This is a genomic window from Bradyrhizobium sp. SZCCHNS30572 (assembly GCF_032484415.1).
Lineage (GTDB): Bacteria > Pseudomonadota > Alphaproteobacteria > Rhizobiales > Xanthobacteraceae > Bradyrhizobium.
The window spans coordinates 272,026-287,737 of the sequence record NZ_JAUESY010000013.1; the positions used below are offsets into that span (position 1 = coordinate 272,026).

Annotated in this window: 15 protein-coding genes; 6 read left to right on the forward strand and 9 right to left on the reverse strand. The window is 64.0% G+C overall.

Annotation, left to right across the window (positions count from 1 at the left end):
- Positions 1-44: 44 nt before the first annotated feature.
- Genes QX048_RS33135 through QX048_RS33145 form a run of 3 tightly spaced genes read right to left on the reverse strand, consistent with a single transcriptional unit; the run spans position 45 to position 2,986 of the window.
- Positions 45-587: a dTDP-4-dehydrorhamnose 3,5-epimerase gene (locus QX048_RS33135; protein ID WP_315752493.1), complete on the reverse strand. Its 543-nt coding sequence runs from the start codon at positions 585-587 to the stop codon at positions 45-47.
- A gap of 41 nt (positions 588-628) precedes the next feature.
- Positions 629-1,891, reverse strand: a complete 1,263-nt coding sequence (locus QX048_RS33140; protein WP_315752492.1) for a class I SAM-dependent methyltransferase — start codon at positions 1,889-1,891, stop codon at positions 629-631.
- A gap of 57 nt (positions 1,892-1,948) precedes the next feature.
- Complete coding sequence (locus QX048_RS33145; RefSeq protein ID WP_315717391.1) at positions 1,949-2,986, reverse strand: SDR family oxidoreductase; 1,038 nt, start codon at positions 2,984-2,986, stop codon at positions 1,949-1,951.
- Between the two features lie 378 nt (positions 2,987-3,364).
- Here QX048_RS33145 and QX048_RS33150 point away from each other — a divergent pair, with 378 nt between their 5' ends.
- On the forward strand, positions 3,365-4,465 hold the full coding sequence (locus tag QX048_RS33150; RefSeq protein WP_315717390.1) for a hypothetical protein: 1,101 nt from the start codon (positions 3,365-3,367) through the stop codon (positions 4,463-4,465).
- A 97-nt stretch (positions 4,466-4,562) separates the two neighbouring features.
- On the opposite strand, the gene QX048_RS33155 is transcribed toward QX048_RS33150, so the two are convergent.
- Positions 4,563-5,216 (reverse strand): PIG-L deacetylase family protein, encoded by a 654-nt coding sequence (locus QX048_RS33155; RefSeq protein WP_315717389.1) that lies wholly within the window; start codon positions 5,214-5,216, stop codon positions 4,563-4,565.
- Positions 5,213-6,010 carry a glucose-1-phosphate cytidylyltransferase gene (locus tag QX048_RS33160; RefSeq protein WP_315717387.1) on the reverse strand — a complete coding sequence of 266 codons (798 nt, stop codon included), beginning with the start codon at positions 6,008-6,010 and terminating at the stop codon, positions 5,213-5,215. Before QX048_RS33160 ends, QX048_RS33155 begins: the two co-directional genes overlap by 4 nt.
- A 504-nt stretch (positions 6,011-6,514) precedes the next feature.
- Here QX048_RS33160 and QX048_RS33165 point away from each other — a divergent pair.
- The gene (locus QX048_RS33165; RefSeq protein ID WP_315827754.1) at positions 6,515-7,987 is read left to right on the forward strand and encodes an undecaprenyl-phosphate glucose phosphotransferase; all 1,473 of its coding nucleotides are present in this window, start codon (positions 6,515-6,517) and stop codon (positions 7,985-7,987) included.
- A 207-nt stretch (positions 7,988-8,194) separates the two neighbouring features.
- Here the strand turns inward: QX048_RS33165 and QX048_RS33170 are convergent, their stop codons facing one another.
- The 3 genes from QX048_RS33170 to QX048_RS33180 all read right to left on the reverse strand — a co-directional run bounded on the left by QX048_RS33170 (position 8,195) and on the right by QX048_RS33180 (position 10,694).
- Positions 8,195-8,578, reverse strand: a complete 384-nt coding sequence (locus QX048_RS33170; RefSeq protein WP_315717385.1) for an H-NS histone family protein — start codon at positions 8,576-8,578, stop codon at positions 8,195-8,197.
- 996 nt (positions 8,579-9,574) lie between these two features.
- On the reverse strand, positions 9,575-9,982 hold the full coding sequence (locus QX048_RS33175; protein WP_315717384.1) for a hypothetical protein: 408 nt from the start codon (positions 9,980-9,982) through the stop codon (positions 9,575-9,577).
- Positions 9,983-10,424: 442 nt separating this feature from the next.
- Complete coding sequence (locus QX048_RS33180; RefSeq protein ID WP_315827888.1) at positions 10,425-10,694, reverse strand: hypothetical protein; 270 nt, start codon at positions 10,692-10,694, stop codon at positions 10,425-10,427.
- 722 nt (positions 10,695-11,416) lie between these two features.
- On the opposite strand from QX048_RS33180, the gene QX048_RS33185 reads away from it, so the two are divergent.
- From QX048_RS33185 to QX048_RS33200, 4 genes are all read left to right on the forward strand, one after another.
- Positions 11,417-12,526: a polysaccharide biosynthesis/export family protein gene (locus tag QX048_RS33185; protein ID WP_315717382.1), complete on the forward strand. Its 1,110-nt coding sequence runs from the start codon at positions 11,417-11,419 to the stop codon at positions 12,524-12,526.
- A 221-nt stretch (positions 12,527-12,747) separates the two neighbouring features.
- Positions 12,748-13,050 carry a hypothetical protein gene (locus QX048_RS33190; protein ID WP_315717381.1) on the forward strand — a complete coding sequence of 101 codons (303 nt, stop codon included), beginning with the start codon at positions 12,748-12,750 and terminating at the stop codon, positions 13,048-13,050.
- Positions 13,051-13,168: 118 nt separating this feature from the next.
- Positions 13,169-14,050 carry a sterol desaturase family protein gene (locus QX048_RS33195; RefSeq protein WP_315827753.1) on the forward strand — a complete coding sequence of 294 codons (882 nt, stop codon included), beginning with the start codon at positions 13,169-13,171 and terminating at the stop codon, positions 14,048-14,050.
- Entirely contained in the window at positions 14,047-14,940 is an 894-nt protein-coding gene (locus tag QX048_RS33200; protein ID WP_315827752.1) for an alpha/beta hydrolase family esterase, read from the forward strand. The genes QX048_RS33195 and QX048_RS33200 overlap by 4 nt, the downstream gene beginning before the upstream one ends.
- A gap of 62 nt (positions 14,941-15,002) precedes the next feature.
- Here QX048_RS33200 and QX048_RS33205 read toward each other — a convergent pair whose 3' ends face one another.
- Complete coding sequence (locus QX048_RS33205; protein ID WP_315827751.1) at positions 15,003-15,422, reverse strand: DOPA 4,5-dioxygenase family protein; 420 nt, start codon at positions 15,420-15,422, stop codon at positions 15,003-15,005.
- Between the last annotated feature and the right edge of the window lie 290 nt (positions 15,423-15,712).

Consider the following 15,712-nt stretch of genomic DNA (forward strand, 5'->3'; position numbering starts at 1 on the left):
CGCCAGATTCCTCCCCCAAGACACCTCGCTGCCGCCGTGCTGCTTCACCACAGCCCCCGTTCGGCAAGCGAGGGCCAGGCAGCATCCTTGGCCGACAACACCGTCACCGGCTGCGGCCATCGGATGCCGATCATCGGATCGTCGTGCCGGAAACCGTCCGAGAGCTCCTCGACATAATCCTCGCCCATCAGATACTCGACCGTCACGTCGTCGGTCAGCGTCTGGAATCCATGGGCAAAGCCCGCGGGGACGTAGAGCATCCGCGCCGTCGAGGGACCGAGCTCACAGGCATAGACCTCGCCGCGCGTCGCAGACTCCGGCCTGATGTCGACGATGACGTCGTGGATCAAGCCGGCGCTGCAGCGGACGATCTTGGCGTCAGGCTTCGGCGCACGCTGGAAATGCATTCCGCGGACGGTGCCGCGGCGTCGGGTCACCGAGCTGTTGCCCTGCACCGGGACAAACGCGATGCCCTGCTCCGCAAAGGTCTTCGCGCACCAGGTTCGCGTGAAGCTGCCGCGCTCGTCGGAGCGAACGGTCAGCTCGATCAGCCGCGCATCCGAACGTCCCAGCTGGACAAACCTCATGGCTCAAAACTCTTCGCGCAATCGTGCGGCAATGCCTTGCTCTACTCCTCGATGGTGGCCTTGGGGACCGGCACGATGAAGCGGCCGCCCCAATCGCGAATGGCCGCCATCTGCGCCTTGATCTCGCTCTTGATGTTCCACGGCAGGATCAGGACGTAGTCGGGCCTGGCTTCGAAGATCGCCTCCGGCGGCAGGATCGGAATGCGCACGCCCGGCATGTAGCGGCCCTGCTTGGACGGGGCGCGATCGACCGTGAAGTCGAGAAAATCGGTGCGGATCCCGCAATAATTGAGCAGCGTCACGCCCTTCGCCGGGGCTCCGTAACCGACGATCTTCTTGTTGTCGCGCTTCAGCGCCGTCAGCAGCTCGAGCAGCGCCCGCTTCGTCTCTTTGACCTGCTCGTTCCAGGCCATGTAGATCGCGTCGTCATGCAGCCCATAGGCCCGCTCTCGTGCCAGAACATCGGCGACGTTCGGGCTCTCCGCATGAGCGGCGCCCGCGTGGCAGACGAAGAACCGGATCGAGCCGCCATGCGTTTCCGGGAGCTCGACGTCGAACACCCGCAAGCCCGCTTGGGCGAAGATGCGCAGGCCCGCGATCAGCGACAGATAGGAGAAATGCTCGTGATAGATGGTGTCGAACTGATGCCGCTGCATCAAGGTCAGCAGGTGCTGAACCTCGAAGGTCGCGACGCCCTCGGGGGCCAGCAGGATTTTGACGCCGCCGACGAAGTCGTTGATGTCGGGAACGTGCGCGAGCACGTTGTTGGCCGTGAGGAGATCGGCCGACCAGCCCTCCTCCCGGAGGCGGGCCGCATAGTCGCGGCCGAAGAACTCGACCCGGGTCTCGATGCCCTTGGCGCGCGCGGCCAGCGCAACGCTTTCGCAGGGTTCGACGCCGAGGCAGTCGATCCCCTTCTGGAGGGAGTATTGCAGCAGATACCCGTCATTTGACGCGATCTCGACATGCCGCGAGGCCGGACCGAGCTTGAAGCGATCGGCCATGGCTTCGACGTAGCACCGCGCGTGCTCGAGCCACGAGGTGGAGTGCGAGGAGAAATAGGCATAGTCGGCGCGGAAGATCTCGGACGCGGCCAGGAGGTCGCGTGTCTGCGCCAGACGGCACTCGCGGCAGACGAAGGTCTCCAGCGGATAGAACGGCTCCGCGCGCATGTAGTTGGCCGGATCGATGTAGTCGTTCGCAACCGGCGAGGCGCCGAGGTCGATCAGCTTGAGGGTCAGGTCGTCGCCGCAGTGCCGGCACTTGGGCGCGACGCCGACGGCGGTGGGAAGGGTCAGTTCCATGATGTCTCCGTCACTACTGTCTTTGCCGGCTGAGGCGAAGCGTCCGCCCCGGCGCGATCACGTCCATTGCAACCTGTCGTTGATCCTGGCCGTCTCCATGTGGTCCTGCAGGACCTTGAGACGGATCAGATCGGACGAGCGAAACTCGGCATCCTTGAACTGCATTCTCTTGAGACCATCGACCAGGTTCTGGATCGACTGGTCCAGGGTGACCTGCGGCTGATGATCGGGGGCGAGGGAGCGGTACAGGCCGAAATCGACCTTGTAGGAGCGGCTGTCCACCGGCGCGGAGGTGTTGATCGACACGCTGGTCCCCGGCACGCGCGCAGCCACCGCGTTGGCGAGATCCTTGACCTGGTAGTTGCGGTCGTCCGAGCCGGCATTGACGGTGAGGAAACGGCCGCCCGTCGCCGCCGGCCTGTCGATGGCCCAGTCGATCGCCCGCGCCATGTCGGCGACGTCGATCAGAGGACGCCACGGGGTGCCGTCGGAGAGCACGCTGATCTGGCGACGGGTGAGCGCGCAGGCCACGAAATCGTTGAGGACGAGGTCGAGCCGCAGCCGATCCGACATGCCGCAGGCCGTCGCAAAGCGCAGACAGGTGATGGTCATGCCGGTGTCGATCGCGGCGAGCTCCTGCTCCGATCCGATCTTCGACTTGGCGTAGGCCGTGATGGGATTGAGCGGATCGCTCTCCTTGCGCGGCGGTCCGTCGGCGATGCCGTAGACGCTGCAGCTCGACGCGAACACGAAATTCTTCACGCCGGCCGCCGCAGCCCTCCTGGCGAGCGATACGGTGGCATTCTGGTTGACGTCGAGCGTCACATCCTGGAAGCGATTGCCCATCGGATCGTTGGAGATCGCCGCCAACTGGACCACGGCGTCATAACCGCGGAGGTCGAGCGACATGTCGCGGACGTCGCCATGGATCTGCTCGTCGAGACATCGCTCCGGAACAACCGGCGCTCCGGTCAGGCAGTGCGCGAAATAGGCGTTGTCGAAGCCGTGCAGCGTCGCATCCGGGCGCTGCGCCCGCAGATGCCGCGCGACGACCGGACCCACATAGCCCATGTTTCCGGTGATCAGTACCTTCAAAATCGCACCCTCTATGCCACAAGCCAAAACAAGAATTTAAATCATCCTGCAGTGGATTATAATTTAATATTCTAGCCAGCGTCCAGTGAATCCGTCGGCAAGCGACGCCGCCCGCCGATTTCTCCGGCACGGCGCACAAAACTCCGGGAAAACCCGTGTATTTACCCCGACCCGCCTGATGTTGCGATCATCCGGCCGGCGCGGCATCAGGCACCCTCTTGATTTAATTAATTCGCTCAATTAAATAATGCCGCAAAAGGAACAAATGTTGATCGCAGACCTCGGCAGCTTTAATTCGATCCCTGCAAATGAGGCATCCCGCGCGGGATGCCCCGCCCGCCTCGATGACGCATTGATTGAAGCATTGAAAGACAGAGCATGACACTATCCGCTGGCGACTGGGTCGAAGTGCGCAGCAAGGAAGAGATCCTGGCGACGCTCGATGCCAACGGGCGCCTCGAAGGGTTGCCGTTCATGCCGCAGATGTTCAAATGGTGCGGCCAGCGCTTCCAGGTCTACAAGCGCGCCCACAAGACCTGCGACACGGTCACCGGATACAACACCGGAGAGTGGCTCGGACGGCGCCTCCCCAACGCGGTGCATCTCGAGCATCGCTGCGACGGCGAGGCCTATGGCGGCTGCCAGGCGGCCTGCCTGATCTTCTGGAAGGAGGCGTGGCTCACCCCGGTCGATCCGGCCAAACCAGCGTCGGCCGGCCCGGATCGCGCGGCTCCCCTTCCGCCGCCCGGCGGCTGCACGGTGCGCGCGGTGTGGGATGCGACCAAGTCGCCGGACCAGCAGCCGGGAAAGGGCCCGCGCTACGCCTGCCAGGCGACCGAGCTGCCGACCTACACCCAGCCGCTCAAATGGTGGGACGCCCGGCAATACGCCGAGGACATCGCGTCCGGCAATGTCTCGCTCGCGAAGATGTTCCGGGGCTTCCTCTACTTCGCCTATGTCGGCGCCACCATGGCGCGTCGTCCCCGGCTCGGCCGGCCCGCGCGCTGGATCTACGACCGCGTCCAGTCGCTGTGGGGCGGCGTACCGTTTCCGCGCAAGCGCGGCGATCTCCTGACGGACAAGGACGCGCCGATCGCCGATCTCGGGCTGCAGCCCGGTGATCTTGTCCGCGTGCGACCGCACCAGGACATCCTGGCCACCATCGACAAACAGACCAACAACCGCGGCATGGGCTTCGACGCCGAGATGGTGCCCTATTGCGGCAAGGTGTTCCGGGTGCGAACGCGGGTCGAGAAGTTCATCGACGAACGCACCGGCTACATCCGGCGGATGAAGACGCCGGCCGTCATCCTCGACGGCGTCTATTGCCAGTCGCGCTACAGCGAGAACCGGTTGTTCTGCCCACGCGGCATCTATGCGTGGTGGCGCGAGGTCTGGCTGGAGAAGGTGCCGGCCACCGCAATCGAGCGCCCGCCGGCAGAGGAGATCGTCGAACTTCCCCGACGGGCGGCCGGCTGACCGCCGGGCGCAGCGACGCATCGCGGCCGAGCGCCGATCATCTCCTCGCCGATCGGATATCGATGCGCCCTTCGCGGCGAGCGCCTTCGGCCGCCGTTCACCCCAGTGACAGCTTGCGCGCGACGAATGCCTCGGCATAGCGCTCGGCGGCGCGGCATTCCATGCCCCGCAGTCGCGCCAGTCCCATGAACGTTTCCGGGTCGAACCATTGCTTGGAGCGCTGGCTGCCGAAATGCGCCATCAGCAGCGCGACCTTCCGCTTCATGATCCGCTCGGAGACGGGCATGTAGACATTGGGCCGTCCGAGATCGCCATCCCATTTCGGAATCTCGTACTCCAGGACGAGATGATCGCGGAACGTGTTCCAGACCAGGCGGTTGACCTGCCGATGGTCCTGATGGGCGTCGTCGCGGCGGTGGGCGAGGATGACGTCGGGATTGATGCGGCCCTTGAGCTGCTCGAACCAGGCCTTGATCTCCTCGCCCTGCTCGGGGAAGAAGCCGTCGCGGAACTGCATGATCTCGAGATTGCGGCCGGCGGCCTCGGCGAGGAAATCGTCGGCAGACGCCCGCGCCTCGACGCCGCGCTCGCCATTGCCGCTGAGCACGCACCAATGAACATCCAGGCGGATGCCCTGGTCGAGCCAGGACAGCAGCGTGCCTCCGGCGCCGATCTCGATGTCGTCGGAATGCGCACCGAGGCACAGGACCGACAGCCGGTCGCCGCGACCGGCGAGCTGCAGCGCCCTCATCCGTTCACCACAGCCGGAAGGCTGGAGCCGAGATGCCAAGGCGTGTCGCCGCGCTCGATCATCTCCTCGAGCACCTGGCGGTCGCGGAGCGTGTCCATGGCCCGCCAGAACCCTTCGTAGCGGTAGGCCATCAGCTCGCCGCGGTCGATCAGCCGCTTGAACGGCTGCACGACCAGCTCATCCCCCTCCTCGATATAGTCGAAGATCTCCTTGCGGAAGATGAAGTAGCCGCCGTTGATCCAGATGTTGGAATCATTGCTCGCCGCCATGCGGCCCACGGTGCCGTCGGCGTCGAATTCGGCGAGGTGGAAGCTGATCGGCGGATGGATGGCGATGAAGCAGCCGATCTTCCCGCTGCGCTTGAAACGATCGATCATCTCCGGCAGCGGCGCGTCCGTCAGGCCGTCGCTGTAGTTGGCGAGAAAGATCTCCTCGCCCTCGACCATGTGCCGGACGGCCCGCAGTCGCTGGCCGATGTTGCGCCAGATGCCGGTGTCCACCAGCGAGACCCGCCAATCCGGTGGGCGATCGCCCAGCAGCTCGACCTTCCTGCCGAACTGCGAGATCGTACAGTCGGTGGTGGACGCCTGATTGTAGTTCAGGAAATACTCCTTCACCACATTGGCCTTGTAGCCCAGGCACAGAACGAAATCCCGGTGCCCGTACTGGCTGTAATACTGCATGACATGCCAGAGGATCGGCTGATGGCCGATCGGGATCATCGGCTTCGGAATGCTGTCGGAATATTCCCGGATCCGCGTCCCGAGTCCTCCACAGAACAATACGACCTTCATGGCGCGACGTCCTTCGGGTTCTCGATCGTTGAAATGAGCATCATTATCTTCCAATCTCGCCGGCCGGCCTCGGAGACGGCTCGCCGTGCCCTCGTTTCGCCCTCCCGACTGCGCGAGGAAAACCTCCCCTGCATTCGGTCTGCTGCGGACGTCACCCGCGTCGCGGGCGCCCGGCTCCGGATTAATAATCCAATTATATTTATTTTTAAATGCCGTTCTTGGCGTCCGGCATTGAAATATCCGCCGCACGAACATTAATCCGCCACACCGGCATTTGCCGGGACCGCCTGGAGGGCGCGCGCTCGGCATCGTTTCCGCGCTTCAAGAACCGCCATTCCGGTGTCATCGGCCTCGTCGCGGTATCGGGAGATGATCCGCGGTATCGGGAGATAATCCGGCAGCGCGAATAAATCCCAATGGCAATTTTTAACTGTTTAAATTAAATACCAAAACATATAATGACGGCTAACCGCTATTTAACCGAGTTTCGAACACCGACATCCCATGCATTACGTGGATCAGCCCGAGACTCTCGACCGAAACGGAATGCCGACCGTCCTCGTGGAACGGCAATTCCAAGGGCGCAAATGGCCCGTCCACTACGACTCGGTGGAGCCCTTCGCGATCGTGGCGGACATCGCAACGATCACCATGTCGAGCGTCCTGTCCGGGTTTCTGTATCACCTGCAGGATGCGGCGGGCGCCAACGACGTCAGTAAATCGCTCGGCCTGGCGATCCTCGTGTCGGCACTGTTCGTCTCGCTGATGAAGATCCGCGGGATGTACCGGCCGGCCGAGCTGCTGATCCTGCCGCGCCAGATCCGCGCGGCCTGCCTGACCTGGGTCACGGCGTTCCTCGTGTTGGCCGGCGCGCTGTTCGCGCTCAAGATCGGGAGCGAATTCTCACGCGGCAGCAGCATCGTATTCGCGATGCTCGGGCTCGCGGCGCTGATCCTGCATCGCCGGACCACCGCCTATCTGCTGGCAAAGGGGCTGGCGGAGAGACGGTTTTCGGGCCGCAACATCGTTCTGATCACCGATGAAGCCAGCAAGGACAACCCCGGACTGACCCAGGTGCTCACCGACACCGGCTTTCGCGTCCAGCGACACTTCCTGCTTCCCGAGCCCGACGCGGATCCGGATCAGCGACAGCGGATCGTCTCCAGCGTGATCGACTATGTGCGCGGCTCCGACATCGAAGAGATCGTCGTCGGCGCCAATCCCGAACCCTTGTCCGACCTGCGCACGCTCGGCGCCGAGCTGAGAGTCCTGCCGTTTCCAGTGAGTTTCGTGCCGCTCGGAACGGCGTCGGACCTCTTCAAGCGGCCGTGCCGCGAGCTCGGCAATGCGGTCTGCATCGAGCTGCAGCGCGGCCTGCTGAGCCCGCTCGAACACGCCACCAAGCGGCTCATGGATGTCATGCTGGCGGGCATCGCGCTGGCATTGATGTCGCCGCTGCTGCTGCTGGTGGCGATCGCCATCAAGCTCGACTCGGCCGGGCCAGTGCTGTTCCGGCAGCAGCGCTGTGGATTCAACGGCCGATCTTTTCAGATCTACAAGTTTCGCACGATGTCCGTTCTCGAGGACGGGCCTTCGATCGTCCAGGCCCAGATCGGCGACAGCCGGTTCACCCGGCTCGGGACCTGGCTGCGCCGGACCAGCATCGATGAGCTGCCGCAGCTGCTCAACGTCCTGGACGGCAGCATGTCCCTGGTCGGTCCCCGCCCCCACGCATTGGCGCACGACAACGAATTCGACAAGCTCGTGCGCAACTACGCGTTCCGTCGCCGCGTCAAGCCCGGACTGACCGGCTGGGCGCAGGTGCATGGCTGCCGCGGCCCGACGCCCACGCGTGCGTCGATCGAACAGCGCGTCGAATTCGATCTCTGGTACATCGACAATTGGAGCCTGTCGCTCGACATCGCGATCCTGCTGAGGACGCCGATCGAGCTGATCCGCGGCAACAATGCCTATTAGGCGCATTCGCAACGGATGATGATCGCGAGCCCATCGGCGGAGCCGTGCGGGCAGATCGGACCGATTTCAGGGTTTTGGCCGGCGGATCGCAACATGGGCGTCAGACCGCTCACATGTCGCTCCCCAATGCAGACAGTGCGAATCAGGTGCCGCATCGACGCGGCACGTCGCTCAAACTCTGAACGGGCCTGACTGAAGCTACCTCGATCAGGCGCGCTGACGGCGACTTTTCGAAGCGGCAGCCCCATTGATCGCAAACTCCTCGATCCGATGCCCGGTCTTGATCGCCGCCACCAGCCAACGCGGCTGCTTGCCTCGGCCGGACCAGGTCTCGGAGGTCTGCGGATTGCGATACTTCGGCAGCACGCGGGGATATTTGCGCCGCGCCTTGCCGCTCGTGGTGTAGGACTGCCCACTCTCGCTGCCGGCACCTTCGATGGCACCGCGGCTGCGGTTGAGAACCGCCAGTCGACGTTCGAGCTCGCGCTTCTCCGACGTGATCCTCACGGCGAGGATCTGACTGATCTGCTCGTGGAGAGACCAGAGGTCATCGAAGGACATCGCCTCGAAATCGATCTTCTTGGTGGACATACAGCGACCTTTGTCTGTGATCTCTATCCTGCCGGATTAACGTCATATAATTCGGTATTTCGTTCCGCAAGTGGCTCGTGGTCGGAAAAACTGAATATTTGAGTTATACCACCCCGGCCAAGCCAAATGGTTGTAACTCAAATAAAGTGCAACCTGCAACCCCGTTTCCGAAACGATGTCGCGCCGCCTTCGAGATTGCGGCAGCATTCGTCTGCACACCGGAAGAAGTCGCCGAATCAACACGATTCTGCGACGAATTCGCAGCATATTACGGCAAGACCGCGTCAAAGTGACGTAGTTTCGATGATCGAACTTGCGCGTATTTGATAGCTGATATTCTCCCCACGCCATGGTTTTCAAAGCTGCCGCGGCGGACTTACAACCTATTCGAGCGAGCACCCTGATAACCCGGACCGAGATATTTTTGCATGCGCACAAAATGTCGCGAGCGAGTTTAATTGAGCACGCCATCGTGAATATGCCGCAAAGCCGCCGACATTGTTCCGGCGAATCAAACGCCTTCCCCAAATATTGAACCCTTCAGGAGCGTTCGCGCGAATCAGACTCGCTCACGTCGCGCCGACAGCATCCGGGGGGCGCGCGGCGTCAGACGGGCACACCATCGGCAGCGGAACTAACTGCCGCTGCGATCGGCCGTGAGGTTGAGGACGGCTGCGGACACCCGGCGGCCGATCCCGGCACCCGTTGTCCAAAGTCATCGCTCGTGGGGGCTACGTCAGAGGCCCGTGCGCCAGGTGAAGCGGCAGCATCGCATGGTTCGCCGCGATATGGTTTCCGGCCCGTCTCGGAGCGCCGTCTTGCGGGACACGACGGCTGAAGAACGTCCAGATGACATCCGGCCGTCGAGCGCCACCGACAGCCGCACTGGGCGACCTGATGCGTCATCAGGGGTCAATGCCGAGCGGCTGTCGCCTCGCGCCGGCAACCGGCGCGGCCATGACGGCCGGCCGGCGCGGCGATCAAATTCCGATGCGATTATTTCTGCTGCCTGGTTCGACCCGGCACCGCCGGCCGGGGCGGAATCAAGTGCGCCGTCCCGCGGCCGTGCCGCGTGGCCATCGGGCGACGCCTGGAAGCCGTGGACTTCTTCGCGCGTTTGCCGAGGCTGCTGCTGATGGATTGGATCTCATCGAGCAAGGCATCACAAAGCTCGATCTGCGACCGCAGCGCGGATTGCTGCGAACGGCCCGACGTTGGCCGGCCGAAACGTAATTTGGCAAGGCGTATTTTATTCAGCGATTTCAGGACGGCCTTCAAAGCGCTACCGCCGCCACCCATCTCAATATCCTCAATCAACGCGGCACCAAGCTCGTCACACAAGGACGGACCCCACTCGTTGGCGAGTTTCGAGGGCTTCTTCGCCGAATGCCGCCGAACCGTCATCGCAACGATGCACGAATTCGATTTTCGGCATTAAATTAACCACTCGCGACAAGTTAATTTACCATTTGACATCAAGACATTAAATACTTCTAGCGCTCGCTGCGGTTTGCAGTAAAATGCTACCGCATTGCCAGAAAGGTATTTTTAGGTACCTTTCGTCCGGTACAATTGAAGCTTTAGTTTGTTCAGTCTACCCTTTTATGTCTCCGACCGTGCAGAATCGTCTCTACACAATTAATTTAATTCTAGATTACGTAAGAATACGGTGCGGAGCTGCCCATTTAATCGTCTGCGCGATGATCGACGCTCCCCGAACGCGGCGGGACCGGCCGAGCACCGCCCTTATCGGCCATCGCGGCCGCCATCTTGCGCCGAGATTGACCATGACTCGGCCGAGCGGAGCGTCCAGCGCCGTTCGGAGACGTCGAGGAAGGGGCCCAGGTTACCACAACATGGGCCGCGCCGGCGCCCCGCACACCAGCGCGCGGCGGTACAGCACGCCCCGGGGCGTCTCGACGGCGACGCGCCGAATGCATCCGGGATGAAGCGCGAGATTGTAATGAAACGGAGTGGCCTCGAATGCCCCGTGCAGCCGGCAGAGTCGGCTGAGATCCGGCCCGCACTCCGTCAGCGGATAGAGGCCGCGCGCCGACGCGGGATCGGATAGGCCCGTGAGGGCGATCGCGAAAGCGCCTGCGGCGATCCTGATCACGTTCGACAATTGCGTGCTCCGTTGCAAACAGCCTCAAAGGCTGGCGCAGCAGCATAGACTTGATCGGCGGCCTAGGACAACCGGCCGCCCGCATGCGGTCCCGCCGCCCGCACGGCCTTCGAATCTCGCCGATTACAGAGGCGCCTGGGCGGCGCGGGTTCGCCTCCCTCGGCTGTCCGGCTGCCTCGGCTCACCGACGCGCTGCGCGGACTGCGATGTCGTCGCGCCTGCTCGAGCGAAGCGACTCAGGCTAACCGTTGCGCAACGGCTTTGTGCTTAAAATTGCTCGGGTTCTGTTAGGTCGAATGGATCATCCCTCCACCATGGGACCCTCCGGCGGCGTCGACAGCCTTGAGTGGTAATATGGTAATGTCAGACTGTGGCCTAATTGGCACGGCCGGGCAAAAGCGGACCAACCGGAATGGCGGTGCGCTTTCGTCCGGTATGGCCGCCGGGTAGGTTGAAACAAGTGGGACGTTCTCCCTTCTTGGTGAGGGAGCAGCGTGGGGAACGTATTTTTGCTGTATTTGGGGAAGCGTTTGAAAGCCTTGATCAAGCCGCCCGGGTCGACCGGTGGCGGGGCTGCTGTGCGCAAGAGCGCAGCGGGCCCGAAGGGCTTTCGTGGCCTTCGCCGTGGCTCGCGCGCGCTCTTAACTCTGGCGATCCTGGCGCTTCTGCCAGCCTGCTCCCTGCTTCCCGGGACGGGGCCGACCAGCGACGCAGTGAGCGACAATGCCACGGCCAGCGTGCGGTCGAATACGGCGCTCCCCTATGCGCTGGTCGACGTCAGCCCCGAGACGATCGGCTTCCTGTCGCAGCCCAACATGGTCACGTTCCAGGGCGTGTTTCCCGACAAGCGGCCGAAGCCGGTGCAGCTCGCCGGCATCGGTGACGTGCTGAACGTGTCCATTTTCGAAGCCGCCCCAGGCGGGCTGTTCACGCCGGCCACGGCCGCCGGCGCCCGACCTGGCAACTTCGTGGATCTGCCGGCGCAGGCGGTGGACCAGCAAGGCAATATCCGCGTTCCCTATGCGGGCGAGATCGCCGCCGCCGGCCGGACGCTGCCGCAGATCGAGCAGGAGATCGTCCTCCGGCTGCAGAAGCGCGCCCTCGAGCCGCAGGTCGTGGTCAGCCTGAACCAGCAGCATTCCAGCGTGGTCAGCGTGCTCGGCGACGTCAACACGCCGGGCGTGCTGGCCCTCAACAGCGTGGGTGAACGCCTGCTGGCGGTGATCGCGCGTGCGGGCGGCCCGAGGCACGAGGCGATCGAAAGCTACGTGACCCTGCAGCGGGACGGCAAGCGCGTGCGCGTGCTGCTCAGCCGCGTGGTGCAGGATCCGCGCGAGAACATCTTCATCCGCCCGAACGACGTCATCTACATCACGCGGGAATCCCCGACGTTTACGGCCCTCGGCGCCCTCAACCAGAACGTCTTCGGCTTCAATTCCGAGATTGCGTTCGATACGGAGACGCTGACGCTGGCCCAGGCGATCGGCAAGGCGGGCGGCCTGAACGACCAGCAATCGGATCCCGCCGAGGTCTTCCTCTATCGCTACGAGGAGCGCCCGCTACTGCAGAAGCTCGGCATCGATACCAGCCGCTTCATCTACGACCGCATTCCGACCATCTACCACGTCAACCTGCGCGATCCCTCCGGCATGCTGCTGGCTTCGGGCTTCCAGATGCGCAGCAAGGACGTGATGTACGTCGCCAATGCCAAGGTGGTCGACTACTACAAGCTTCTGACCCTGATCAACAACACGGCGACGACGACGTCCAACACGGCCACCGCGGTGATCAACGTCAACACGGCGACAAAGACCCGGTGGTGAAGCGCAACGGCGGGCCGGTAGCGGCCTGAACGGGAGCGGCGGGCCGGAGTCCGCCCCGCTCGAGGTTGCGGCATCGGACGGCCGTCGTGTGACAAGCCGTGACAATCCAGCCAATCGCCGCGACCAAACGACACCGGCGGTGCATCCGGCCGCGACATCGAACGCGCAGTATCCCTCTGCAGGCGACACGATCGCCCGCGCGAACGAATTGGGAGACTGACGTGAAGACATCCATCGCGACATTTCTGCTCGTGGCAGTCCTTTCGGCGGCAGCAGCGGTCGACGCGAATGCCTGGACCCGCAGCGGCTCGGTCACCGGACCGCGCGGCACCACCTCATTTGGCGGCTCCGGTAGTTGCTCCGGGGGTGCCTGCGCCTGGCAGGGTGGCGGCACGGGTCCCGCCGGCCGCAGCTGGTCGCGCTCTGGCTCCGCGAGCTGCAGCGACGGCAGCTGCACCCGGCAGGGCCAGGGCACGGGACCGCGCGGCAATTCCTACAGCTACAGCCGCACCGTCACGCGCTGAACGGACGCCGCGGCGCCGCTGGCCGTGGTCCTCCCGAAGCAATTGACATCGCCGGTCCGCTTGCTGTTCCGGAGCGGACCGGCGCGCCGTCTCCATCCGATGACGCCGGACACGCGCCATGCCCATCCTCCCTTCCCTGCCCCCATCGACCCGCATGATCGTGCTGCTGACGGCGGTCGGCTTCATGACGCTGGAATATGGGCTCGGCCGGCTCGCCGGTCGCGAGACTCACGACCTGCGCGAGACCGCGGCCTCGTTCGCCATCGCGGTCGGACAGCACCTCATCCGCGCAATGGTCGCGCTCGTCGCAGCCGTTCCCTTCATCATCGCCTATCGCCACAGGATGTTCGATTTCGATCCGAGCCGGCCGCTGGCCCTGCTCGCATTGTTTCTCGCCAGTGAGTTCGTCTATTATTGGCACCATCGCGCCTCGCATCGGGTTCGCTGGCTGTGGGCCACGCATGCCGTGCATCACTCTTCGACGCATCTGAACCTGACGGCGGCCATTCGTCTCGGCTGGACAAGCGAGATCTCCGGACATTTTCTGTTCTATCTGCCGCTGGCGCTGCTCGGCTTCCATCCGCTCGCGATCATCGCCATGCTCGGCGTCAATCTGCTCTACCAATTCTTCATCCATACCGAGCTCGCACCGCGTCTCGGTCCGCTCGAATATGTGCTGAACACGCCGCGACATCACCGCGTTCACCACGCGGCCAACGCGTCCTGTCTCGATCGCAATTATGGCGGCATGCTCATCATTTTCGACCGGCTGTTCGGTAGTTTCGCCGAGGCCCCGGCCGGCGAGACCTTGCGCTACGGCCTCGTCGGCGTTGCGCCGAGCGTCAATCCGTTGCGGATCGCATTTGGCGAATGGCTTGCGATCGCCCGCGATCTCGCGGCAGCCCGGAGCTGGGCGATGCGGCTGCGCGTGCTGATCGCTGCGCCCGGAGAGAAGCTCCACCAAGGGGAGTCCCCCGCCAGCCGAGAAGGATGCTCATGATGTCACATCGCCGATCATTCATGGCCGCCATGGCGGCCGCTCTGCTCGTGTCGACCACGGCGCTCGCCGCCGAGCGCGGCATCATCCTCGATACAAGCGACGGTCCGCGTCATGCGCTGGTGATGACCACGGGCAGGACGCCACAGCCGACCGTGATCGTGCTCCATGGCGCGCTCGGCAGCGGCGCCGGCACCGCCCGCACGACAGGCTTTGCCGAAGCCGCGAGAGCCCATGGCTTCGCCGCGGTCTTTCCCGACGGCGTCGACCGGCAATGGAATGACGGCCGCGACGGCCGCTCCGGCGGTCCCGATGATGTCGGCTTCATCCGCAACTTGGTCCGGCAGCTCGTCGCCGACGGCACGGCCGATTCCCGGCGCATCTATCTCGCCGGCATCTCGAATGGCGGCATGATGAGCTTCACCCTGGCCTGCAAGGCGCCGGAGCTGTTTGCCGGCATCGGCACGGTGATCGCCAACATGCCTGAAGGCATCGAGCCCTGCCCCGCGCGGCCGGTGCCGGTGGTGATGATCAACGGCACGGCTGATCCCATGGTGCCCTATCGCGGCGGCGAGGTCGGGCTGCGCGGCGGGCGCGGCCGGGTGTGGAGCGCTGAAAAGACGGCGGAGTTCTTTGCGCGGCGCGACGGTTGCAGCGCACGCCAGGCCGTGGCGCTGCCGCATCGGGATCTCGCCGGCGACACCTCCGTCACGCAACTCAGCTGGCGCGATTGTCAGGTGATCGGCGGCGTGTCGCTGTATCGCGTCGAAGGTGGCGGACATGCCCTGCCCGGCCGCCGCCCGCTGGCGCCGCGCCTGCTCGGCCCGAGCAATTTCGACATCGATGCCGCCGAGGTCATTCTCCGCGCGTTCGATCTCGCGCGCACGCTGTAGTCCGGCAAGTCTGAAGGCTCCGAGCGTGCCGAGACGGAGCGGTCACCAGTGGGCACGCGAGCTCAGGCGGCGATCGTCGGCGTGGTGTTCGGTTCGCGCGGCAGCTCTGCCTCGCCGTGCGAAGGAAGATTCTCACCGCGGATGCCGAGCGGCGGTCCGATCCACAACGCGTGCGCGGTGTGATCGGCCAACGGCTCCGTCGTATTCGGATGCACGAGCACGCTGAGGCGGCCATGATTGAGCATCAGCCATGGCACCAGCGCTGGAAACACGTCGACCGCGAAGGCAACTTGATACATCGGCCGCTCGTGAGGCCCGACCAGCGCGTCATGCCAACGCCCGAGCGTCACGAGGAAGCGGTCGGCCATCCACTGCCGCAGCTGTGCCGCTTCGGCTCGAGTGGCATCATCGAAATAGATGTGGGCATGAAAGCTCGCAATTGCGCTCAGGCGATGCGACTGCGCTGCCGAGGTCGTTTCCATCCGCGCCTCTCGATCGATTCAACCGCGTTCGATCAATTCAATCACGTTGGCCGCACAGGCGAACCGATGCGGCGTGGTCATCCTAGCATCGCAGCCTGCCCTCGGTCGCGCCGCGAGTCATCGCCGGCGGACGCTGGCCTCGAGATCTCGGCGGGGCTCGAGCTTCGACCCCGGCAGCATGTCGCCGCGCGAACGACCGCATCAGGACAAACGACAACGCCGCGCTGAGGTTTCAGCGCGGCGTTGTTGTTTTGGGTTGTGAAGAGGGGATGTCCTTTGCAGGCCTGGCA